The 15,694-nt window shown below is 66.8% G+C and carries 13 protein-coding genes and 1 pseudogene; 9 read left to right on the top strand and 5 right to left on the bottom strand.

Going from position 1 to position 15,694, the window contains the following annotated elements; all coding sequences use genetic code 11:
- Positions 1 to 66: 66 nt before the first annotated feature.
- Positions 67 to 2,901 (bottom strand): annotated as a pseudogene (locus LGM89_RS34475) (TOMM system kinase/cyclase fusion protein); the annotation flags it as partial.
- A 20-nt stretch (positions 2,902 to 2,921) separates the two neighbouring features.
- Positions 2,922 to 3,923, bottom strand: coding sequence for an FHA domain-containing protein (locus LGM89_RS34470; RefSeq protein ID WP_226275428.1), 1,002 nt, complete (start codon positions 3,921 to 3,923; stop codon positions 2,922 to 2,924).
- An 818-nt stretch (positions 3,924 to 4,741) separates the two neighbouring features.
- Between LGM89_RS34470 and LGM89_RS34465 the strand changes: the two genes are divergently transcribed.
- The 3 genes from LGM89_RS34465 to LGM89_RS34455 all read left to right on the top strand — a co-directional run bounded on the left by LGM89_RS34465 (position 4,742) and on the right by LGM89_RS34455 (position 6,710).
- On the top strand, positions 4,742 to 5,452 hold the full coding sequence (locus LGM89_RS34465; RefSeq protein ID WP_089498066.1) for a PadR family transcriptional regulator: 711 nt from the start codon (positions 4,742 to 4,744) through the stop codon (positions 5,450 to 5,452).
- A gap of 38 nt (positions 5,453 to 5,490) precedes the next feature.
- Positions 5,491 to 6,312 carry a siderophore-interacting protein gene (locus LGM89_RS34460; RefSeq protein WP_089498067.1) on the top strand — a complete coding sequence of 274 codons (822 nt, stop codon included), beginning with the start codon at positions 5,491 to 5,493 and terminating at the stop codon, positions 6,310 to 6,312.
- A 173-nt stretch (positions 6,313 to 6,485) separates the two neighbouring features.
- The gene (locus LGM89_RS34455; protein WP_226275425.1) at positions 6,486 to 6,710 is read left to right on the top strand and encodes a hypothetical protein; all 225 of its coding nucleotides are present in this window, start codon (positions 6,486 to 6,488) and stop codon (positions 6,708 to 6,710) included.
- Between the two features lie 26 nt (positions 6,711 to 6,736).
- Here the strand turns inward: LGM89_RS34455 and LGM89_RS34450 are convergent, their stop codons facing one another.
- The gene (locus LGM89_RS34450; protein WP_089498069.1) at positions 6,737 to 7,318 is read right to left on the bottom strand and encodes an undecaprenyl-diphosphatase; all 582 of its coding nucleotides are present in this window, start codon (positions 7,316 to 7,318) and stop codon (positions 6,737 to 6,739) included.
- Between the two features lie 443 nt (positions 7,319 to 7,761).
- Here LGM89_RS34450 and LGM89_RS34445 point away from each other — a divergent pair, with 443 nt between their 5' ends.
- The 4 genes from LGM89_RS34445 to LGM89_RS34430 are packed head-to-tail and all read left to right on the top strand — an operon-like array spanning position 7,762 to position 11,079.
- Complete coding sequence (locus LGM89_RS34445; RefSeq protein ID WP_039344575.1) at positions 7,762 to 8,502, top strand: acetoacetate decarboxylase; 741 nt, start codon at positions 7,762 to 7,764, stop codon at positions 8,500 to 8,502.
- Between the two features lie 52 nt (positions 8,503 to 8,554).
- Positions 8,555 to 9,340 carry a 3-hydroxybutyrate dehydrogenase gene (locus LGM89_RS34440; RefSeq protein WP_039344578.1) on the top strand — a complete coding sequence of 262 codons (786 nt, stop codon included), beginning with the start codon at positions 8,555 to 8,557 and terminating at the stop codon, positions 9,338 to 9,340.
- Positions 9,337 to 10,554 carry a patatin-like phospholipase family protein gene (locus tag LGM89_RS34435; protein ID WP_226275423.1) on the top strand — a complete coding sequence of 406 codons (1,218 nt, stop codon included), beginning with the start codon at positions 9,337 to 9,339 and terminating at the stop codon, positions 10,552 to 10,554. The genes LGM89_RS34440 and LGM89_RS34435 overlap by 4 nt, the downstream gene beginning before the upstream one ends.
- Before the next feature lie 60 nt (positions 10,555 to 10,614).
- Positions 10,615 to 11,079 (top strand): hypothetical protein, encoded by a 465-nt coding sequence (locus tag LGM89_RS34430; RefSeq protein ID WP_039344585.1) that lies wholly within the window; start codon positions 10,615 to 10,617, stop codon positions 11,077 to 11,079.
- Between the two features lie 70 nt (positions 11,080 to 11,149).
- Here LGM89_RS34430 and LGM89_RS34425 read toward each other — a convergent pair whose 3' ends face one another.
- Positions 11,150 to 12,034 (bottom strand): LysR family transcriptional regulator, encoded by an 885-nt coding sequence (locus tag LGM89_RS34425; RefSeq protein WP_089443708.1) that lies wholly within the window; start codon positions 12,032 to 12,034, stop codon positions 11,150 to 11,152.
- Between the two features lie 120 nt (positions 12,035 to 12,154).
- Between LGM89_RS34425 and argC the strand changes: the two genes are divergently transcribed.
- Positions 12,155 to 13,102 (top strand): N-acetyl-gamma-glutamyl-phosphate reductase, encoded by a 948-nt coding sequence (argC, locus tag LGM89_RS34420; protein ID WP_226275422.1) that lies wholly within the window; start codon positions 12,155 to 12,157, stop codon positions 13,100 to 13,102.
- A gap of 160 nt (positions 13,103 to 13,262) precedes the next feature.
- Here argC and LGM89_RS34415 read toward each other — a convergent pair whose 3' ends face one another.
- A complete protein-coding gene (locus tag LGM89_RS34415) occupies positions 13,263 to 14,186 on the bottom strand; it encodes a LysR substrate-binding domain-containing protein (RefSeq protein ID WP_089495912.1) in 924 nt (307 codons plus the stop codon).
- A 117-nt stretch (positions 14,187 to 14,303) separates the two neighbouring features.
- Between LGM89_RS34415 and LGM89_RS34410 the strand changes: the two genes are divergently transcribed.
- Complete coding sequence (locus LGM89_RS34410; protein WP_089475959.1) at positions 14,304 to 15,389, top strand: tartrate dehydrogenase; 1,086 nt, start codon at positions 14,304 to 14,306, stop codon at positions 15,387 to 15,389.
- The last annotated feature ends 305 nt before the right edge of the window (positions 15,390 to 15,694 follow it).

Below are 15,694 nucleotides of genomic sequence, written 5' to 3'. Positions count from 1 at the left end.
CTGTAGGACGCGGGTGGCGGCACCGCTGGGACATCCGTGCATCGAGTGCAGGATTCAGATGCACAAGCGCGTGGCGTGTTCGTCGGCGCCGTTCGCATGCGCGTCCGCGCCGCGATCGGCGTGCGCGGCCAGCGCCTGGCTGACTCGCGCATGGTTGGCGCACCGCACGGCCGGCGGCATCGACGCGTACGCCGCGTCGCGAATCAATGCATGGCGGAACGAATAGAACACGCGATCGCGCCGATGTTGCGCATACATGATCCGCTCTTCGAGCAGCAGCTGCAGGTGCGCGTCGAGCGTGACGCGATCATGCGGCGATGCCGCGGCCAGCAGTTGCGCATCCACCTCGAGCCCGATCGTCGCGGCGAGCTGCGCGGTATCGCGCGCATCGTCGATCCGGTCGAACGCGCGACCGAGCATTCCGCCGAGACTGACCGGAAGCGGGCACGGGTCCATCGTCCGCAGCCCCGCGAGCGAGCCGTCCGCCCCGCACATCGTCAGTTCGCGCGCGACCGCCTCGATGAACAGCGGAATGCCCGCCGTACGATGGACGAGCGGATCGATCCAGGCCGGATCGAGCGCGCCCTGGCCCAGGTGCGCAGACATCAAGCGCCGCGCATCGTCGCGCGGCAGGCGGCGCAATACCAGGCGCTCGGTCGCGCCACGCCAGCGCGCGAGCCTGGCGGGTCGCGACGTGAGCACGATGAGCACCGGCGCGCGCGGCGAGCGCTGCAGGTACGCCAGAAAATCCTCGGTCGCGCGGTCGATCCACTGGACATCCTCGACGACGAGCAACACCGGCGCGCCATTGCCGAGCGACACGATCAATTGCGCGAGCACATCGAACAGCGCGTCCTGTTCGCCCGCGCTCGGCCGCCTCGCCGCCTTCGCATCGCAGGGCAGCCCCAGCCAGGTCGCAAGCGCGACACGGGCCGCCGCACGATCGCAGTCGAGCGCCGCGAGCATTGCGTCCGTCGCCGCGTGCGTGATGTCGGCCGGACTGTCGCCGTCGAGTTGCCAATGCGCGCCGATGAACCGCAGGATCGGAAACAGCGCATGATTCTCCCGCTCCGGCTGGCATCCGCAATGCGCGAACGCGTGGCCCTGTGCCCGCACGGTCTCGCACAGCCCGTGTACGAGGCGCGACTTGCCGATTCCCGCGTCGCCGACGACGAGCCGCGGCGGCACACCGTGCGTTACACGACGATGCCGTGCAAGCGTCTCCTGCCACGCGCGCAGCAGCGCATCGAGTTCGCGCGTACGGCCGATCATCGGTGCCCGCATGCCGCCGTCGAGCGAATCGAACGGCGTATCGGCCCGACGCTCGCCGAGCAGTTCATGCACCGGCTGCGGCGCGAGGCCCGCCCGCGCCAGCCGCAACCCGGTCGGCCGGAAGTCGGCATGCCGTTCGAGCGCGAGCCGCGCATCGTCGCTGATCAGGATCTGCCCGGGCCCGGCCAGCCGCAACAGCCGCGACGCGGCGGCCGGCGTCGATCCGCCCGCCCCCTGCGCCGCATGCGCGAGAACCTGCCCGACGTGAATCGCGGCGGCCAATTCGACGCGCCAGCCTTCGCCGCTGTCCGTACAGCCGGCTTCGGCCGGCACCGGCAACCGCGCGCCCCCGGCCACCCGCACCATGTCGAGTGCCGCACGTGCCGCGCGGCGCGCGGGCCGATCGATATCGCCTTGCAGGCCGAAATGGAACAGCAGCGTGTCGCCGAGCCGCTCGTCGACCTGCGCGCCATAGCCGACGGCGATATCCGCGCACTTCGTCAGCCACTGCGCCTCGTAGCGGTCGAGCAGGGCGCCGTGATCGGTTCCCGCATGGCGTTGCCAGCCGTCTCCGGCGATCGTCACGCAACAGCACAGCGTGGTGACCTGCCGGTATTCGCCAGCCGTTGCGACCGCGTCGCTGCATGGCGCGAACGGGTGCGGCCGCGTGCGCCGGCTTGCGCGGCCGGCATCGAACGGGCCGACGAGCGAGGCGAAATTGAGCGCGCGAAACCGCGCCGCGAGTTCGTCGGCCGAGGCGGCACGCAGTGCCGGATGCTTGCCCAACGCGTGCCTCAGCACCGAGCCGAGCGGATGCGACGCGATCGCCGGAGGAAGCGCGACATCCACCGGGCTGAGTTGCTGATAAAGAATGTCGGCCACGCTGGCGCCCTGCATCACGACTTCGCCCGTCAGGCATTCGATCACGACGAGGCCCCACGCATACAGGTCGCTTCCGGGCGTCGGCGGTTCGTTGCGCAGTTGCTCGGGCGCGCAGTATGACGGCGAGCCGAGCACCCCGGCCGCGAGCGTCGCGGCCTGGGGCGCGATCTCGGTCGCGCCGGGCAACAGCGCGCCGATCCCGAAATCGAGGAGCTTCGCGTGCGGCCCGTCGTCGGCCATCTCGATCACGATGTTTTGCGGCTTCAGATCCCGGTGCACGATGCCGCGGCGATGTGCAGCCGCGAGCGCATCGAGCACCTCCGTCATCAGCCGTCCGGTGTCGACGGCAGACAGCGGCCCCTGCATTGCAAGCCAGTCATGCAGCGTCCGGCCCTGCACGCGCTCGAATACGGCGAACGGCCGCCCGTCGGGCGCTTCCCCCTGGTCCAGCAGCGCCACGATGTTCGGGTGCCGCAGCGCCTCGGACAGGCTCGTCTCGCGCCGGAAGCGCATGCGCTGGCGGGCGCGCTCGGCTTCGGTCCACGCGACATCGTCCCGCATCAGCTTGAGCGCGACGTCTTGCCCCGTCTCGCCGCAAGTCGCGCGAAACACCACGCCGCTGCCGCCTTCGCCGAGCAACGCGCCGAGCCGGTAATGCCGCTTGCCGGCCAGCACCGCGAAAGGCGCGACGGCCTGCTGCGATTCATGCGCGTGAGACACGACGCGTGCGCGTGCCGCGGTCGGCAACCCGGGCTGTCGTTTCGCGTTCACGAGCAATGGACGACCGGATCCGGCGCCGGACGATGCATGCCGATGCGCGGCTCGACGCCCGGCACCGACTGGCATTCGAGGCGCTCGCCGCGCATGACGCGGAACGGGAAATCGCCGAAGCGGACGCTGCCGCGCCGCCGCTCGACCAGCTGACTCGCGTCCAGCCCCGGCAGCGCCGCGAACTGGCTCCGGGCGCGATGAATCTGCACGTTGAGATGGGACGTATCGATACCGAGCATGCGCGCCAGCCGGTCGAGTTCGATCCAGCCTTGCGTGGCGGCGTCGTAGCCGGCCTGCATGTCGGCCGAACGTGCGCGGGCGAGCGTGACGAGGCTGTAGTGATGCGCGCGCTCGCCGAGATCGACCACGCCGCCGCGAACATGCAGCAGCGCACGCGCATGCTCTTCGTCCCGGCTGACGAAGAATTCTAGCAATCGGGCCGGCACGGCCGGATCGGCCGGCGCGCGCAGCGTCATCGTCGAGCCGTGGCGCACGAGCGCCACGCGCCATGTGACGTCGCCCGTCGACACTTCATCGCCGTCATGAAGCGCGCGCGGCGGCAACGTGTCGTCGCACAGCCAATCGCCGGCCGGCGACCGGACGATCGTGACCGGCTGCGCGGCGTGGGCAGCCAGGATCTGGCGCGGCGTGAGGACGATCGGGTGCACGGCGCCCCGTACCGGCCATAGCGTATCGGCCGGATCGTCGATCGACTCGACGCGCCAGGGCGCGACACCCGCCCTGCCGAACCGGATCACGTCGCCTCGCTGCAGCACCGCGTGCTCGCCGTCGCGCAATGGCACGCCCGACACCGACGTGCCGTTGCTGCTGTGATCATGGAGCTCCCATCGGCCGCCGACCCAGCGGATATGGGCATGGACCCGGGACACCGACGCGTCGCGGATGACCGTATCGCAGCGCGCGGCATCGCGGCCGAACACGTGATATGCGCGGAGCAGGCACGCTTGCCCGGAAGAATCGTTCTTGAGTATCGCCATGGCCGCCCCGTATCGGATTCGCCCGGATCGCTCGAGTGACGCGTCGACGCCCGGGAAAGCGATTGATTCAATGATCGCGAACGGTGTCGACCATTCGCCGCCTCGTTACCAGTTTCTTCGTCAGCTTCCTTTCGGATCGTTGCTCGTCCGGCGTGTATTATTGCGACCGATTGAATGGTTTGTTGTTTTGTTGTTTTAAAACCGAGCAACTTGATGAAAATCCTGCCAAACAAAATCATGCGCCGCAATCGAAATACTCAAATCCCGCTTTAATATTGCAATGCTTTACATTTTCGACGAATTCCTCACTTCAAATATAAAGGGTCGAAAATCTTCACTGCCTCGCAACCCATGACAGGCTTGCATCAAGCGGAAACACCACATTGAATGACGGGGTGCATTTAAATACCTTTGCCGGCGCGGAATTTTTGTTTGATCAAAAGAAAATAAATTAAAACAATTCAAGCTAATTAAATAATGTTTGCCGGTGTTTTAGTAGATTGCATTACATGAATTACCGCGAAGTTCAGGCGTGTCACGGCCATTTTCTCGCGATGTCATCGACACGCGGATACATGCCTGCACGCCGCTGCCTCACGATCAACGCCTGGCGCAGGCTGCAGAAGCTGGCAATGCATCGACCGTCCGATCGTCGTGGCCGGCTCGCGCTACGCATCACATGAAGCGCATCGACGGCAGTCCCCGCCGCACGCTGCCAGCTCCACCCTCGCCCACTATCCAGCCCCAATAAATCCCCTTGACGGCCTATCTTTCGATATATATCTTTAGATATGTTTTCCGACATATAGGACTCGAACATGCGACACAACCCTTCCCGCGGCCATGCCCGATGCGACGGTCATGGTGCGCATGCCCGCCCTGACGGATTCGCCGGTCTCTGGTATGCGATCGGCCGCCATCGTCGCGGCCACGATCCGTTCGGTGGCGGCCCGTTCGGTGGCCGTGGCGGGCGCGGCGGCTTTGGCGATTTCGGCGACGACGGCATGCCGCGCGGCCGCCAGTTCAGCTCCGACGATCTGCAGCTGCTGCTGCTCGCGCTGGTCGCCGAGCAGCCGAGCCACGGCTACGAGCTGATCAAGGCGCTCGACACGCGTTCGAACGGCTTCTACAGCCCGAGCCCCGGCATGGTGTATCCGGCGCTCACGTATCTCGAAGAAGTCGGCTTCGTCGCGTCGCAGGCGGAAGGCAACCGCAAGCGGTATGCGCTGACCGACGCCGGCCGCGCGCATCTCGACGCGCAACGCGAACGCGTCGACACGCTGTTCGCGCGCCTCACGCACCTCGCCCGCAAGATGGAATTCATGCGCCGCGCGTTCGCCGGGGAAGCGGCGGGCAACGAAACGCCGGACGAAGCGCAAGCCGGCTGGCTGCCGGAGTTCGTCGAGGCGCGTCTCGCACTCAAGCGGGCGCTGCTGCACAAGAGCGCCGCCGACGCCGACGAACAGCGCCGTATCGCCGCCATCATGCGCCGCGCGACGGCTGAAATCGAAGGCGGCAGCGGTGCGTAATCCGCGCCGCCCCGTCAAACCCTAAGGAGAACGGATTGATGCAGAACACATCCGACCGCACCGTGACCCGCGTGCGCCACACCCTCAAGTTCCGCTTGCTGCAGGTCCTGCGCGTGCACACCGTCACGCCGCACCTGCTGCGTGTCACGCTCGGCGGCCCCGATCTCGCGGATTTCGAATCCGCGTCGTTCGACGATCACGTGAAGGTATTTTTCCCGCCGCCCGGCGCTGAACGGCCCGTGCTGCCGACGCTCGGCGCGAACGGTCCCGAGTTTCCGGAAGGCGAACCGAAGCCGGTCGCGCGCGACTTCACGCCGCGCCGTTTCGACCGCGCCGCCGGCGAACTCGATCTGGAATTCGTGCTGAACCACCCGGGCCCCGCGTCGCAGTGGGCCGCCCAGGCGCGTGTCGGCCAATGGCTCGGCATCGGCGGCCCGCGCGGTTCGTTCGTCGTCCCGACCGGTTTCGACTGGCACCTGCTGATCGGCGACGATACGGCGCTGCCGGCGGTCGCACGGCGTCTCGAGGAATTGCCGGCCGGCGCGCGCGTAGCCGTCGTGATGGAAGTCGCGGATCGCACCGCGCAGATCGCGTTCGACACGCGTGCCGACGTGCATGAAATCTGGCGCTTCCGCGCCGAAGCCGACGCGGCGGACGGCGACGTGTTGCTGAATGCCGTGCGCGACCTGCCGCTGCCGCCGTCCGGCGACGGCTATGTGTGGGCGGCGGGCGAAGCGCTGTCGATGCGCGCGGTCCGCCAGCACCTGACCGGCGAGCGCGGCGTCGACAAGTCGCGCATCCGTGCGGCGGCCTACTGGAAGCGCGGCGCGGCGGCCGTGCACGAAACGCTGGAAGACTGATGGATGCGGGTGCCCGGAAAACGGGTATCCGCTTGAGGTTGGCCGGCCGATGACACAATCGTGGCGTCGGCGCACCAGCGGGCTTGGCACCGCGATCGCGACTGGTATATATCTGTGGGTGCGACGCCGCTGTCGGGCGACAGCCGCCGCAGCCCGCCCAGGAGCGCCCGGTCATGACAAAAGAAAGCCACGCGTCGCCGTTCCTTCGCAACCTGAAGATCGTCGGCTATTGCGGCCTTGCCGCGGTGATACTCGCGCTGTTCGTCGCGATGTGCGCGATCCTGAAGGAAAGCGCACTCGACCTCGATGCCGCGCAACACCCGGCCGATACCGCTGATCTGCACGATGCGGGCGCTGGCCCGTCCGCCTCGGCCGAATCGGCCAAGACACCCGGCTGACGGCGTCCTGCCCGATCTCCTGCTACTTACGGCGCGTGCCGGCGGCCCATCACGGCGGCATGCACCGAATCGCCGAGCCGCTCGAGCAGCGCGATCACGCGTTGCCCATACAGGTGCGCGGCCAGCGCGCCGGCCGTGCCGACCAGCACGCCGCCTGCCATGTCGAACGGCCAGTGCACGCCCGCATAGATACGTCCCCATGCAATCGCCGCGGCCATCGCGACCATCACGAACCCGGTGAACCGGGTCGTGCCGCCGAGCATCAACCCGACCGCCATGCTCCACGCGAACGTCATGTGATCGCTCGGAAACGAGCTGTCCGGCGCGTGCGGAATCAGTTGTGTGCCGACGCCCGCCATGAACGGGCGCGGCGAGAACCAGAAATGTCCGATGACCTGCGCGAGCGCGAGCGCCACGCACACGCCGACGCCGGCTTCGATCGCCTGGCGCCGCGTCGGGCGCGCACCGAAGATCCAGGTCAGCAACAGCATCGCGGGCAACGCATAGACGAGCCAGTCGGCGGCGAAGATGGCGAGGCGGGCCACGCCCGGCTGGGGCGAGACCCCGGCGTTGATGGCGGAAAAGAGGGTGAGATTGAGGGTCTGCATGAATCCGGTTGCGTGGGGCGTAAAAAATCGGCCGGTTGCCCGGCCTGCTACGAACGATGCTAAGGCGCACCCGCTTAAGCGATGCTTAATAAGACGGCCGCGCGCGACGAAGCCCGCTACCGCGAACGCGCTTAGAGCCTGCACTGCAACACAAGTTCACACATTTGTCACATTCGCGCGCGACCGTCTCCCGGAAAGGCTCACCTGGCATCCCGTAAAGACTCACCTTTTTCACATCGTGGCGTCATCGACGCGTGCAAACATCGGGACGCCGGGTGCCGTCCAGACCGTTTACGTCATTCATCTCAATATTTACTCGGCGAATGCTGCGAAATCGGCAACAATTAATTCCATATGCGGCATCGCACAACGGTAACGCACAGGCATAGGATTACGAGCTTACGAGCACTCATCCACGAAGCGATCAACAACAAGGAGTCCGCATGAAACCCAGCGATGTCCGATCGAAAGCGTTTGCGATGCCGTTGACCAGCCCCGCCTTCCCGATGGGCCCTTACCGTTTCGTCGATCGTGAGTTCCTGATCATCACGTATCGCACCGATCCGGACCGTCTCCGCGAAATCGTCCCCGAGCCGCTGCAGGTCACCGAGCCGCTCGTGCATTACGAATTCATCCGCATGGCCGATTCGACCGGCTTCGGCGACTACACTGAAAGCGGTCAGGTGATTCCCGTCGAATACAACGGCCAGCCGGGCGGCTATACGCTCGCGATGTATCTCGACGACCACCCGCCGATCGCCGGCGGCCGCGAACTGTGGGGCTTCCCGAAGAAGCTCGCGTCGCCCACGCTGCACGTGAACACCGACCACCTCCTCGGCACGCTCGACTACGGCAAGGTGCGCGTCGCCACCGGCACGATGGGCTACAAGCACAAGGAGCTCGACATCGACGAGCAGACCAGGCGTCTCGCCGGCCCCAATTTCCTGCTGAAGATCATTCCGCACGTCGACGGCACCGCGCGCGTCTGCGAACTGGTGCGCTACTACATGCAGGACATCAAGATGAAGGGCGCGTGGACGGGCCCCGCATCGCTCGAGCTGGCACCGCACGCGCTCGCGCCGGTGGCCGACCTGCCCGTGCTCGAAATCGTCGAAGCCCGCCACATCGTCGCGGATTTGACACTGGGCCTCGGCGAAGTCGTCTACGATTACCTGGCTCAGTAACACGTCCGCAGTCCTTTCTCCCTGTCAATCCTTTCACCACGGGAATTCGAACATGAGCAACCTGAATGGCAAGACCGCAGTCGTCACGGGCGCCGCGAGCGGCATCGGCAAGGAAATCGCACTCGAGCTCGCGAAAGCGGGCGCGGCCGTCGCGATCGCCGACCTGAACCAGGACGGCGCGAACGCGGTCGCCGACGAAATCGTCAAGGCGGGCGGCAAGGCGATCGGCGTCGCGATGGACGTGACGAACGAGGAAGCCGTGAACAGCGGTATCGACAAGGTGGCCGAAACGTTCGGCTCGGTCGACATCCTCGTGTCGAACGCGGGCATCCAGATCGTCAACCCGATCGAGAACTATTCGTTCGCCGACTGGAAGAAGATGCAGGCGATCCACGTCGACGGCGCGTTCCTCACGACCAAGGCCGCGCTGAAGCACATGTACAAGGACGATCGCGGCGGTGTCGTGATCTACATGGGTTCGGTGCACTCGCACGAAGCGTCGCCGCTGAAGTCGGCGTACGTGACGGCCAAGCACGGCCTGCTCGGCCTGGCCCGCGTGCTGGCGAAGGAAGGCGCGAAGCACAACGTGCGCTCGCACGTCGTGTGTCCGGGCTTCGTGCGCACGCCGCTGGTCGACAAGCAGATTCCGGAGCAGGCGAAGGAGCTCGGGATCAGCGAAGAGGAGGTGGTGAAGAAGGTGATGCTCGGCAATACGGTCGACGGCGTGTTCACGACCGTTCAGGACGTCGCGCAGACGGTGCTGTTCCTGTCGGCGTTCCCGAGCGCCGCGCTCACGGGCCAGTCGTTCATCGTCAGCCACGGCTGGTTCATGCAATGAAGCCGCACGCCCGCACCGAAAAGCAGGCCGGCGATGCGGCGGACCTGCATCACGAGGCCGGCGCACCGGCCGCCGCGCGCACGCTGCCGTACGAGACGATCGCGCTCGTGCTGCAAGGCGGCGGCGCGCTCGGCGCGTACCAGGCCGGCGTGTTCGAAGGGCTGCACGAGGCGGGCATCCCGCTCGACTGGATCGCGGGCATCTCGATCGGCGCGCTCAACACCGCGCTGATCGCGGGCAATGCGCCCGAGCATCGTGTCGAGCGGCTGCGCGAGTTCTGGGAAACGATCTGCAAGCCGGCGTTCTTCCCGACGATTCCGGCCGCATTCGAGTTCGCGCTGTTCAACAGCATCGATCAGGTCCGCACCTTCTTCACCGCGTCGCAGGCCGCGAGCGCGATGATGCAGGGCCAGCAGGGCTTCTTCGTGCCGCGCTTCCCGCCGCCGCTGCCGGGCGTGTCGGATCATCCGGAGAAGATCAGCTGGTACGACACGTCGCAACTGCGCGCGACGCTGCTGAAGCTGTGCGATTTCGACCGGATCAATTCGGGCGAAACGCGCGTGTCGGTCGGCGCGGTCAACGTCGGTACCGGCAACTTCGTGTACTTCGACAACTCGCGCATCCGTCTCGCGCCCGAGCACTTCATGGCCTCCGGCGCGCTGCCGCCCGCGTTCCCGCCGGTCGAGATCGACGGCGAGTACTACTGGGACGGTGGCGTGGTGTCGAATACGCCGCTGATGGAAGTGCTCCGCGCCCGGCCGCGCCGCGACACGCTCGCGTTCCAGGTCGATCTGTGGAGCGCACGCGGGCCGCTGCCGCGCACGATGGCCGACGTCGCGGAACGCACGAAGGACGTGCAGTATTCGAGCCGCACGCGTTTCGTCACCGACACGCTGCAGCGCGAACAGCGCTACCGCAACGTGCTGCGCCACGTGCTCGACCAGGTGCCGGAAGAGCAGCGCAAGGCGGATCCGTGGTGCATCGAGGCCGATGCGATGTCGTGCAGCAAGAAGTACAACATCCAGCACCTGATCTACCAGCAGAAGGCGTACGAGCATCACTACAAGGACTATCAGTTCGGTCTGTCGACGATGCGTGACCACTGGTCCGCGGGTCTCGACGACATTCGCAAGACGCTCGCAGTCAAGGACGGCCTCGCGCTGCCCAACAACGACGCGGGCTTCGTGACGCACGACATTCACCGCAAGCGGTAATGCCGTGTGCGACGGATCGGCGCGATGCATGCGCCGGTCCGTCCTCTTCTCCGATTCGCCATGCCGATCTTCATCGCACTCTTCGCGCTCATCGCTCTCGGATGGGGCGCGGTTCACCTGTTTCACGTCATCGCCGCGCAGTTCGGCCAGCCGGTTGCGATCGCGGCCGCCGTGCTCGCCGCCGCGATCCTGATCGCGCTCGTCGCCTGGTGGATCAAGCGGCGCCGCGACATCGCACCGAATACGAAGGAAGAAGGCTGGACCCACGTCGTGCATCGCGCGTGGGGCGAGCTGCGGGTGTCCGCGACGCAGGGGCTGCTGTGGCTGTCGCACGACGGCGCGGACGGCCGCTATACGCTGTCGCAGCTCGACGGCTGCCAGGCCGCACCGATCGGCGGCCGCTGGCATCTCGTCGTGCGCGTGCGCGACGCCGTGCGCAGCGAATGGAAGCTGCCGATGACGGACAAGCGCGATGCGCAGCGCTGGGCGCGCGTGCTGACGCTCGCGAAGGACAACCGGCTCTGACACGACGCTCGGCGAATGCGCACGTGCGCCCGGCACGAACCGCCGCGCAGGCTGTCCCGTCGTGCGCGCGCTAGCGCGCCTTCAGCGCCCACAACGCATCGAGCACGTGCTGGGTCGCCCGCTCGACCGGCCCCGCCCGATGCGCGATACCCAGTTCACGCCACAGCGCCGGGCGCAACGCCCGCATGACGATGCGTGCATCGGGTAGCGGGGCGCCCGCTTCATGGGGCAACAGCGTCGCGCCGTAACCCGCCGCGACCAGGCTCTTGATCGCATCGTTGTAGTTGAGTTCGATCCGCGGCTCCGGCCGGTGGCCGCCGAGCGCGAACCATTCCGTCGTGAGCCGCGACAGGCGCGTGGTCGCATCGTTGAGAATCAGCGGGCGGGCGGCCAGGTAGCCGGGCGTCACGCGCGCCGGAAGCGGCCAGTCCGCCGGCAGAAACGCCATCACCGGATCGCGCCGCCACGCGCGAATCGACAGCCCCGCGACCGCCGTCTGCGGCAGCGCCACCAGTCCGACATCGAGCGTGCCCTGCGCAATGCGCGCCAGCGTGTCGTGCGACGTGAGCACCGCGATCTGCACATCGATATCCGGATGCGCGTCGCGCAACCGGGCCACCGCCTGCGGCAACAGGTGGGCGATCGCCCCGGTCGATGCGCCAAGGCGTACGCGCCCGGACAGCCCCTGCACCTGCCGCTGCACATCGTCCAGCGTGGATTCGACCTCGGCCAGCAGGCGGCGCGCCCGTTCCACCAGCACTTCGCCGATGGGCGACGGCCGCACGTTGCCACGCGTGCGGGACAGCAACGGCGCGCCGATGCGGCTTTCCAGTTCGGCAATGTGAAGACTGACGGTTGGCGGCGCGAGATGCAGCCATTGCGCCGCCGCGACAAAGGACCCGTGGTCCGCGATCGCGACCAGCGTGCGCAGGCGGTCCAGGCTGATCTCTCGCATCCTTCACCTCTCGTTCAAGAAAACTGAATCTCGCAGTCAGCAAATTCAACTTTTCCTATTCTAGGTGTTCGGCGGACGATACGGCTTTCCCGACGACCGAACCGAAGGAACGCGACCCTCATGAGCCAGCCCACTGTCTACATCGACGGCGATCAAGGCACGACCGGATTGCTGATCCACGAACGCCTGCGCGGGCGCACCGACCTGCAGCTCGTCACGCTGCCGGATGCCGAGCGCAAGGATCCCGTGCGGCGCGCCGAAGCGATCAACGCAGTCGACATCGCGATCCTGTGCCTGCCCGACGCGGCCGCGCGCGAGGCGGTCGGCTTCATCCGCAATCCGGCGGTGCGCGTGATCGACGCGAGTTCGGCCCATCGCACGCAGCCGGATTGGGTCTACGGCTTTCCCGAGATGGCGAGCGGGCACGCACAGACGATTGCGCACGCACGGCGCGTCACCAATCCGGGCTGCTATCCGACCGGCGCGATCGCGCTGCTGCGACCGCTGCAACAGGCCGGCCTGCTGCCGCGCGACTACCCGGTGAGCATCCATGCCGTCTCCGGGTACTCGGGCGGCGGACGGGCCGCCGTCGACGCATTCGAGTCGAACGATGCTTCGCACGCGAAACCGCTACAGGTCTACGGCCTCGCACTCGCGCACAAGCATGTGCCGGAGATCCAGCTGCATGCCGGTCTGACGAATCGTCCGATGTTCGTGCCGGCCTACGGTGCCTATCGGCAAGGCATCGTGCTCACCGTGCCGATCGAGTTGCGCCTGCTGCCTGCCGGCGTCACCGGTGAGCAGTTGCATGCGTGTCTTGCGCACCATTACGCCGGCACGCGTCACGTCGACGTCACGCCGCTCGCGGAAACACACGCGATCACGCATCTCGATCCGCAAGCACTGAACGGCACCAATGACCTGCGGCTCGGCGTGTTCGTCAATGCGGATCACGGCCAGGTGCTGCTGTCCGCCGTATTCGACAATCTCGGCAAAGGGGCATCCGGCGCGGCCGTGCAGAATCTCGACCTGATGCTCGGCGCGGCAAGCGTGGCGCAGGCGGCGTAAGCCGCGTGCGGGCATCATCGTCGGCCGGCCCTGCACATTGCGGCCGCCAATGCGTCGGTGCAAGGTGGACGCTACCGGCTCGCGACGCGATTGCGAGCCGGAAACAAGTGGCTGCCGATGCTCCGCACATGCCCCCGTAAAAGCTCACCTTTAGCCGGTTTCAGGCCGTTTCGTCACCCGCGACGGCATTCAAGCCGGCCAGCGTCTCCACCAGAAAGTCCACGCACACGCGCACTTTCGCCGACGCCGCAACGCGCTCCGGATACACAGCCCAGATGTTCGCGGGCTGGATTGCGTCGGGCAGCACGCGACACAGTGCGCCGCGTTCGATCAGCGGCGCGGCTTCCCAGATCGAACGCAACACGATGCCGCGGCCGGCCAGTGCCCACTGCACCGCCACTTCGCCATGGTTCGTCGACAGCGCGCCGCCGACCTTCACCGTTGCCGTTTCGCCGCGCACGTTGAGCCGCCACACGCCGAACGGGTGATCGCGCTCCTTGATGGCCAGACAGTCGTGCGACGCGAGATCCGCGAGCGAACGCGGCGTGCCGCGTCGTGCGAGATAGTCGGGCGCTGCACACAGCACGCGATAGTTCGCGGCGAGGCGGCGCGCGATCAGGTGATCGGCGATCTCGTCGCCGATGCGCACGTCGAGGTCGTAGCCTTCGCCCGCAACGTCGACGAGCCGGTCGAACAGATCGAGCCGCACGTTCAGCTGCGGAAAGCGCGCGGTGAAGTCGAGCAGCGCCGGCGCGACGACGTGCCGCCCGAAGCCGAAGCTGCTCGAAATGCGCAGCGTGCCGCGCGGCACCGTGCGCGTGGTCGACACGTCCTCGACGAGATGATCGACGTCGTCGAGGATCTTCTCGGCGCGCGCGTACACGCGTTCCCCGGCTTCCGTCACCGTCACGCGGCGCGTCGAGCGATGCAGCAGGCGCGTGCCGAGCTGCGCCTCGAGCAACGCGATGCGCTTGCTGACATAGGCGGGCGATACCGCGAGCTGCTCGGCGGCCGCGCTGAAGCTGGTCAGGCGGACGACCAGGCTGAACACGCGCAGGTCGTCCAGATTCGGCGATTTGTTCACGATTCGTGGAAAGTCGATTAACCTTTCGCACGATTTTAATCTGAATGGAAATAAATAGAATGATGTAACGCGCCGCTACCGCCCCAGGCAGCCGGCCGCCCAGCCAAGGAGATTTGCATGACCGACAGGACTTACAAGATTGCCGTGATTCCCGGCGACGGCATCGGCCGCGAAGTGATGCCCGAGGGCCTGCGCGCACTCGACGCCGTGACCGCGCGCTTCGGCGTCCGCTTCGACTTCGTCCAGATCGACTGGGCGAGCTGTGACTACTACGCGCAGCACGGCAAGATGATGCCGGACGACTGGAAGGCGCAACTGTCGGGCATGGACGCGATCCTGTTCGGCGCGGTCGGCTGGCCGGCGACGGTGCCCGATCACATTTCGCTGTGGGGCTCGCTGCTGAAATTCCGCCGCGAGTTCGACCAGTACATCAACCTGCGGCCCGCACGCCTGTTCGACGGCGTGCCGTCACCGCTCGCCGGCCGCCGCGCGGGCGACATCGACTTCATGATCGTGCGCGAGAACACCGAGGGCGAATATTCGTCGGTCGGCGGCACGATGTTCGAAGGCACCGAACGCGAGATCGTGATGCAGCAGTCGATCTTCACGCGTCACGGCACCGAGCGCGTGCTGAAATTCGCGTTCGACCTCGCCCAGCGGCGCGCGAAGCGCCTCACCGTCGCGACGAAGAGCAACGGCATCGCGATCAGCATGCCGTGGTGGGACGCGCGCACGGCCGAGATGGCCGAGCGCTATCCCGACATCGCCGTCGACAAGCAGCACATCGACATCCTGTGCGCGCGCTTCGTGCTGCAGCCTGACCGCTTCGACGTCGTCGTCGCGTCGAACCTGTTCGGCGACATCCTGTCGGATCTCGGGCCGGCCTGTACGGGCACGATCGGCATCGCGCCGTCGGCGAACCTGAACCCCGACCGCAAGTTTCCGTCGCTGTTCGAACCCGTGCACGGCTCCGCGCCCGACATCGCGGGGCAATTCATCGCGAACCCGGTCGCGATGATCTGGTCGGCAGCGTTGATGCTCGACTTCCTCGGCAACGGCGCCGGCCCCGAACGCGAAGCGCACGACGCGATCGTCGCCGCGATCGAGGACGTGCTGCGCACGGGGCCGCATTCGCGCGATCTCGGCGGCAATGCGGGGACGCAGGAAGTAGGTGAGGCGATCGCCGCGCGGATCGCGGGCTGACGATCATGCCCGGCGCGTTCGCACGCGCCGGGTAGTGACTGCGCGACTCGGCGAGCTGTGAGCGAAGTGCGGTGAGCAACACGCAACGCATTTGCGCACTCGTGCGCGTACCGTCGCCTGCACGGTGAAGTCGAGTGGTGAGCAACACCGCTCCGCAACGCGCCCGGCGCTCGCTATCCGTCGTCGACGTCGACCCGATCGGTGAGTTGCACATCGCGCGCGTGCACACCGATCGTCAATCCACTGCCGGTGCTGAGCGATCGGTGAGATGCATCACGCGGTGAAGCACACCGTTGCGTGCAAAC

It is taken from the genome of Burkholderia sp. AU31624 (genome assembly GCF_020420065.1).
In the GTDB taxonomy this organism is placed as follows: domain Bacteria; phylum Pseudomonadota; class Gammaproteobacteria; order Burkholderiales; family Burkholderiaceae; genus Burkholderia.
Note: the sequence above shows the minus strand (reverse complement) of the source record. Positions and strands in the feature narration are given on the sequence as shown.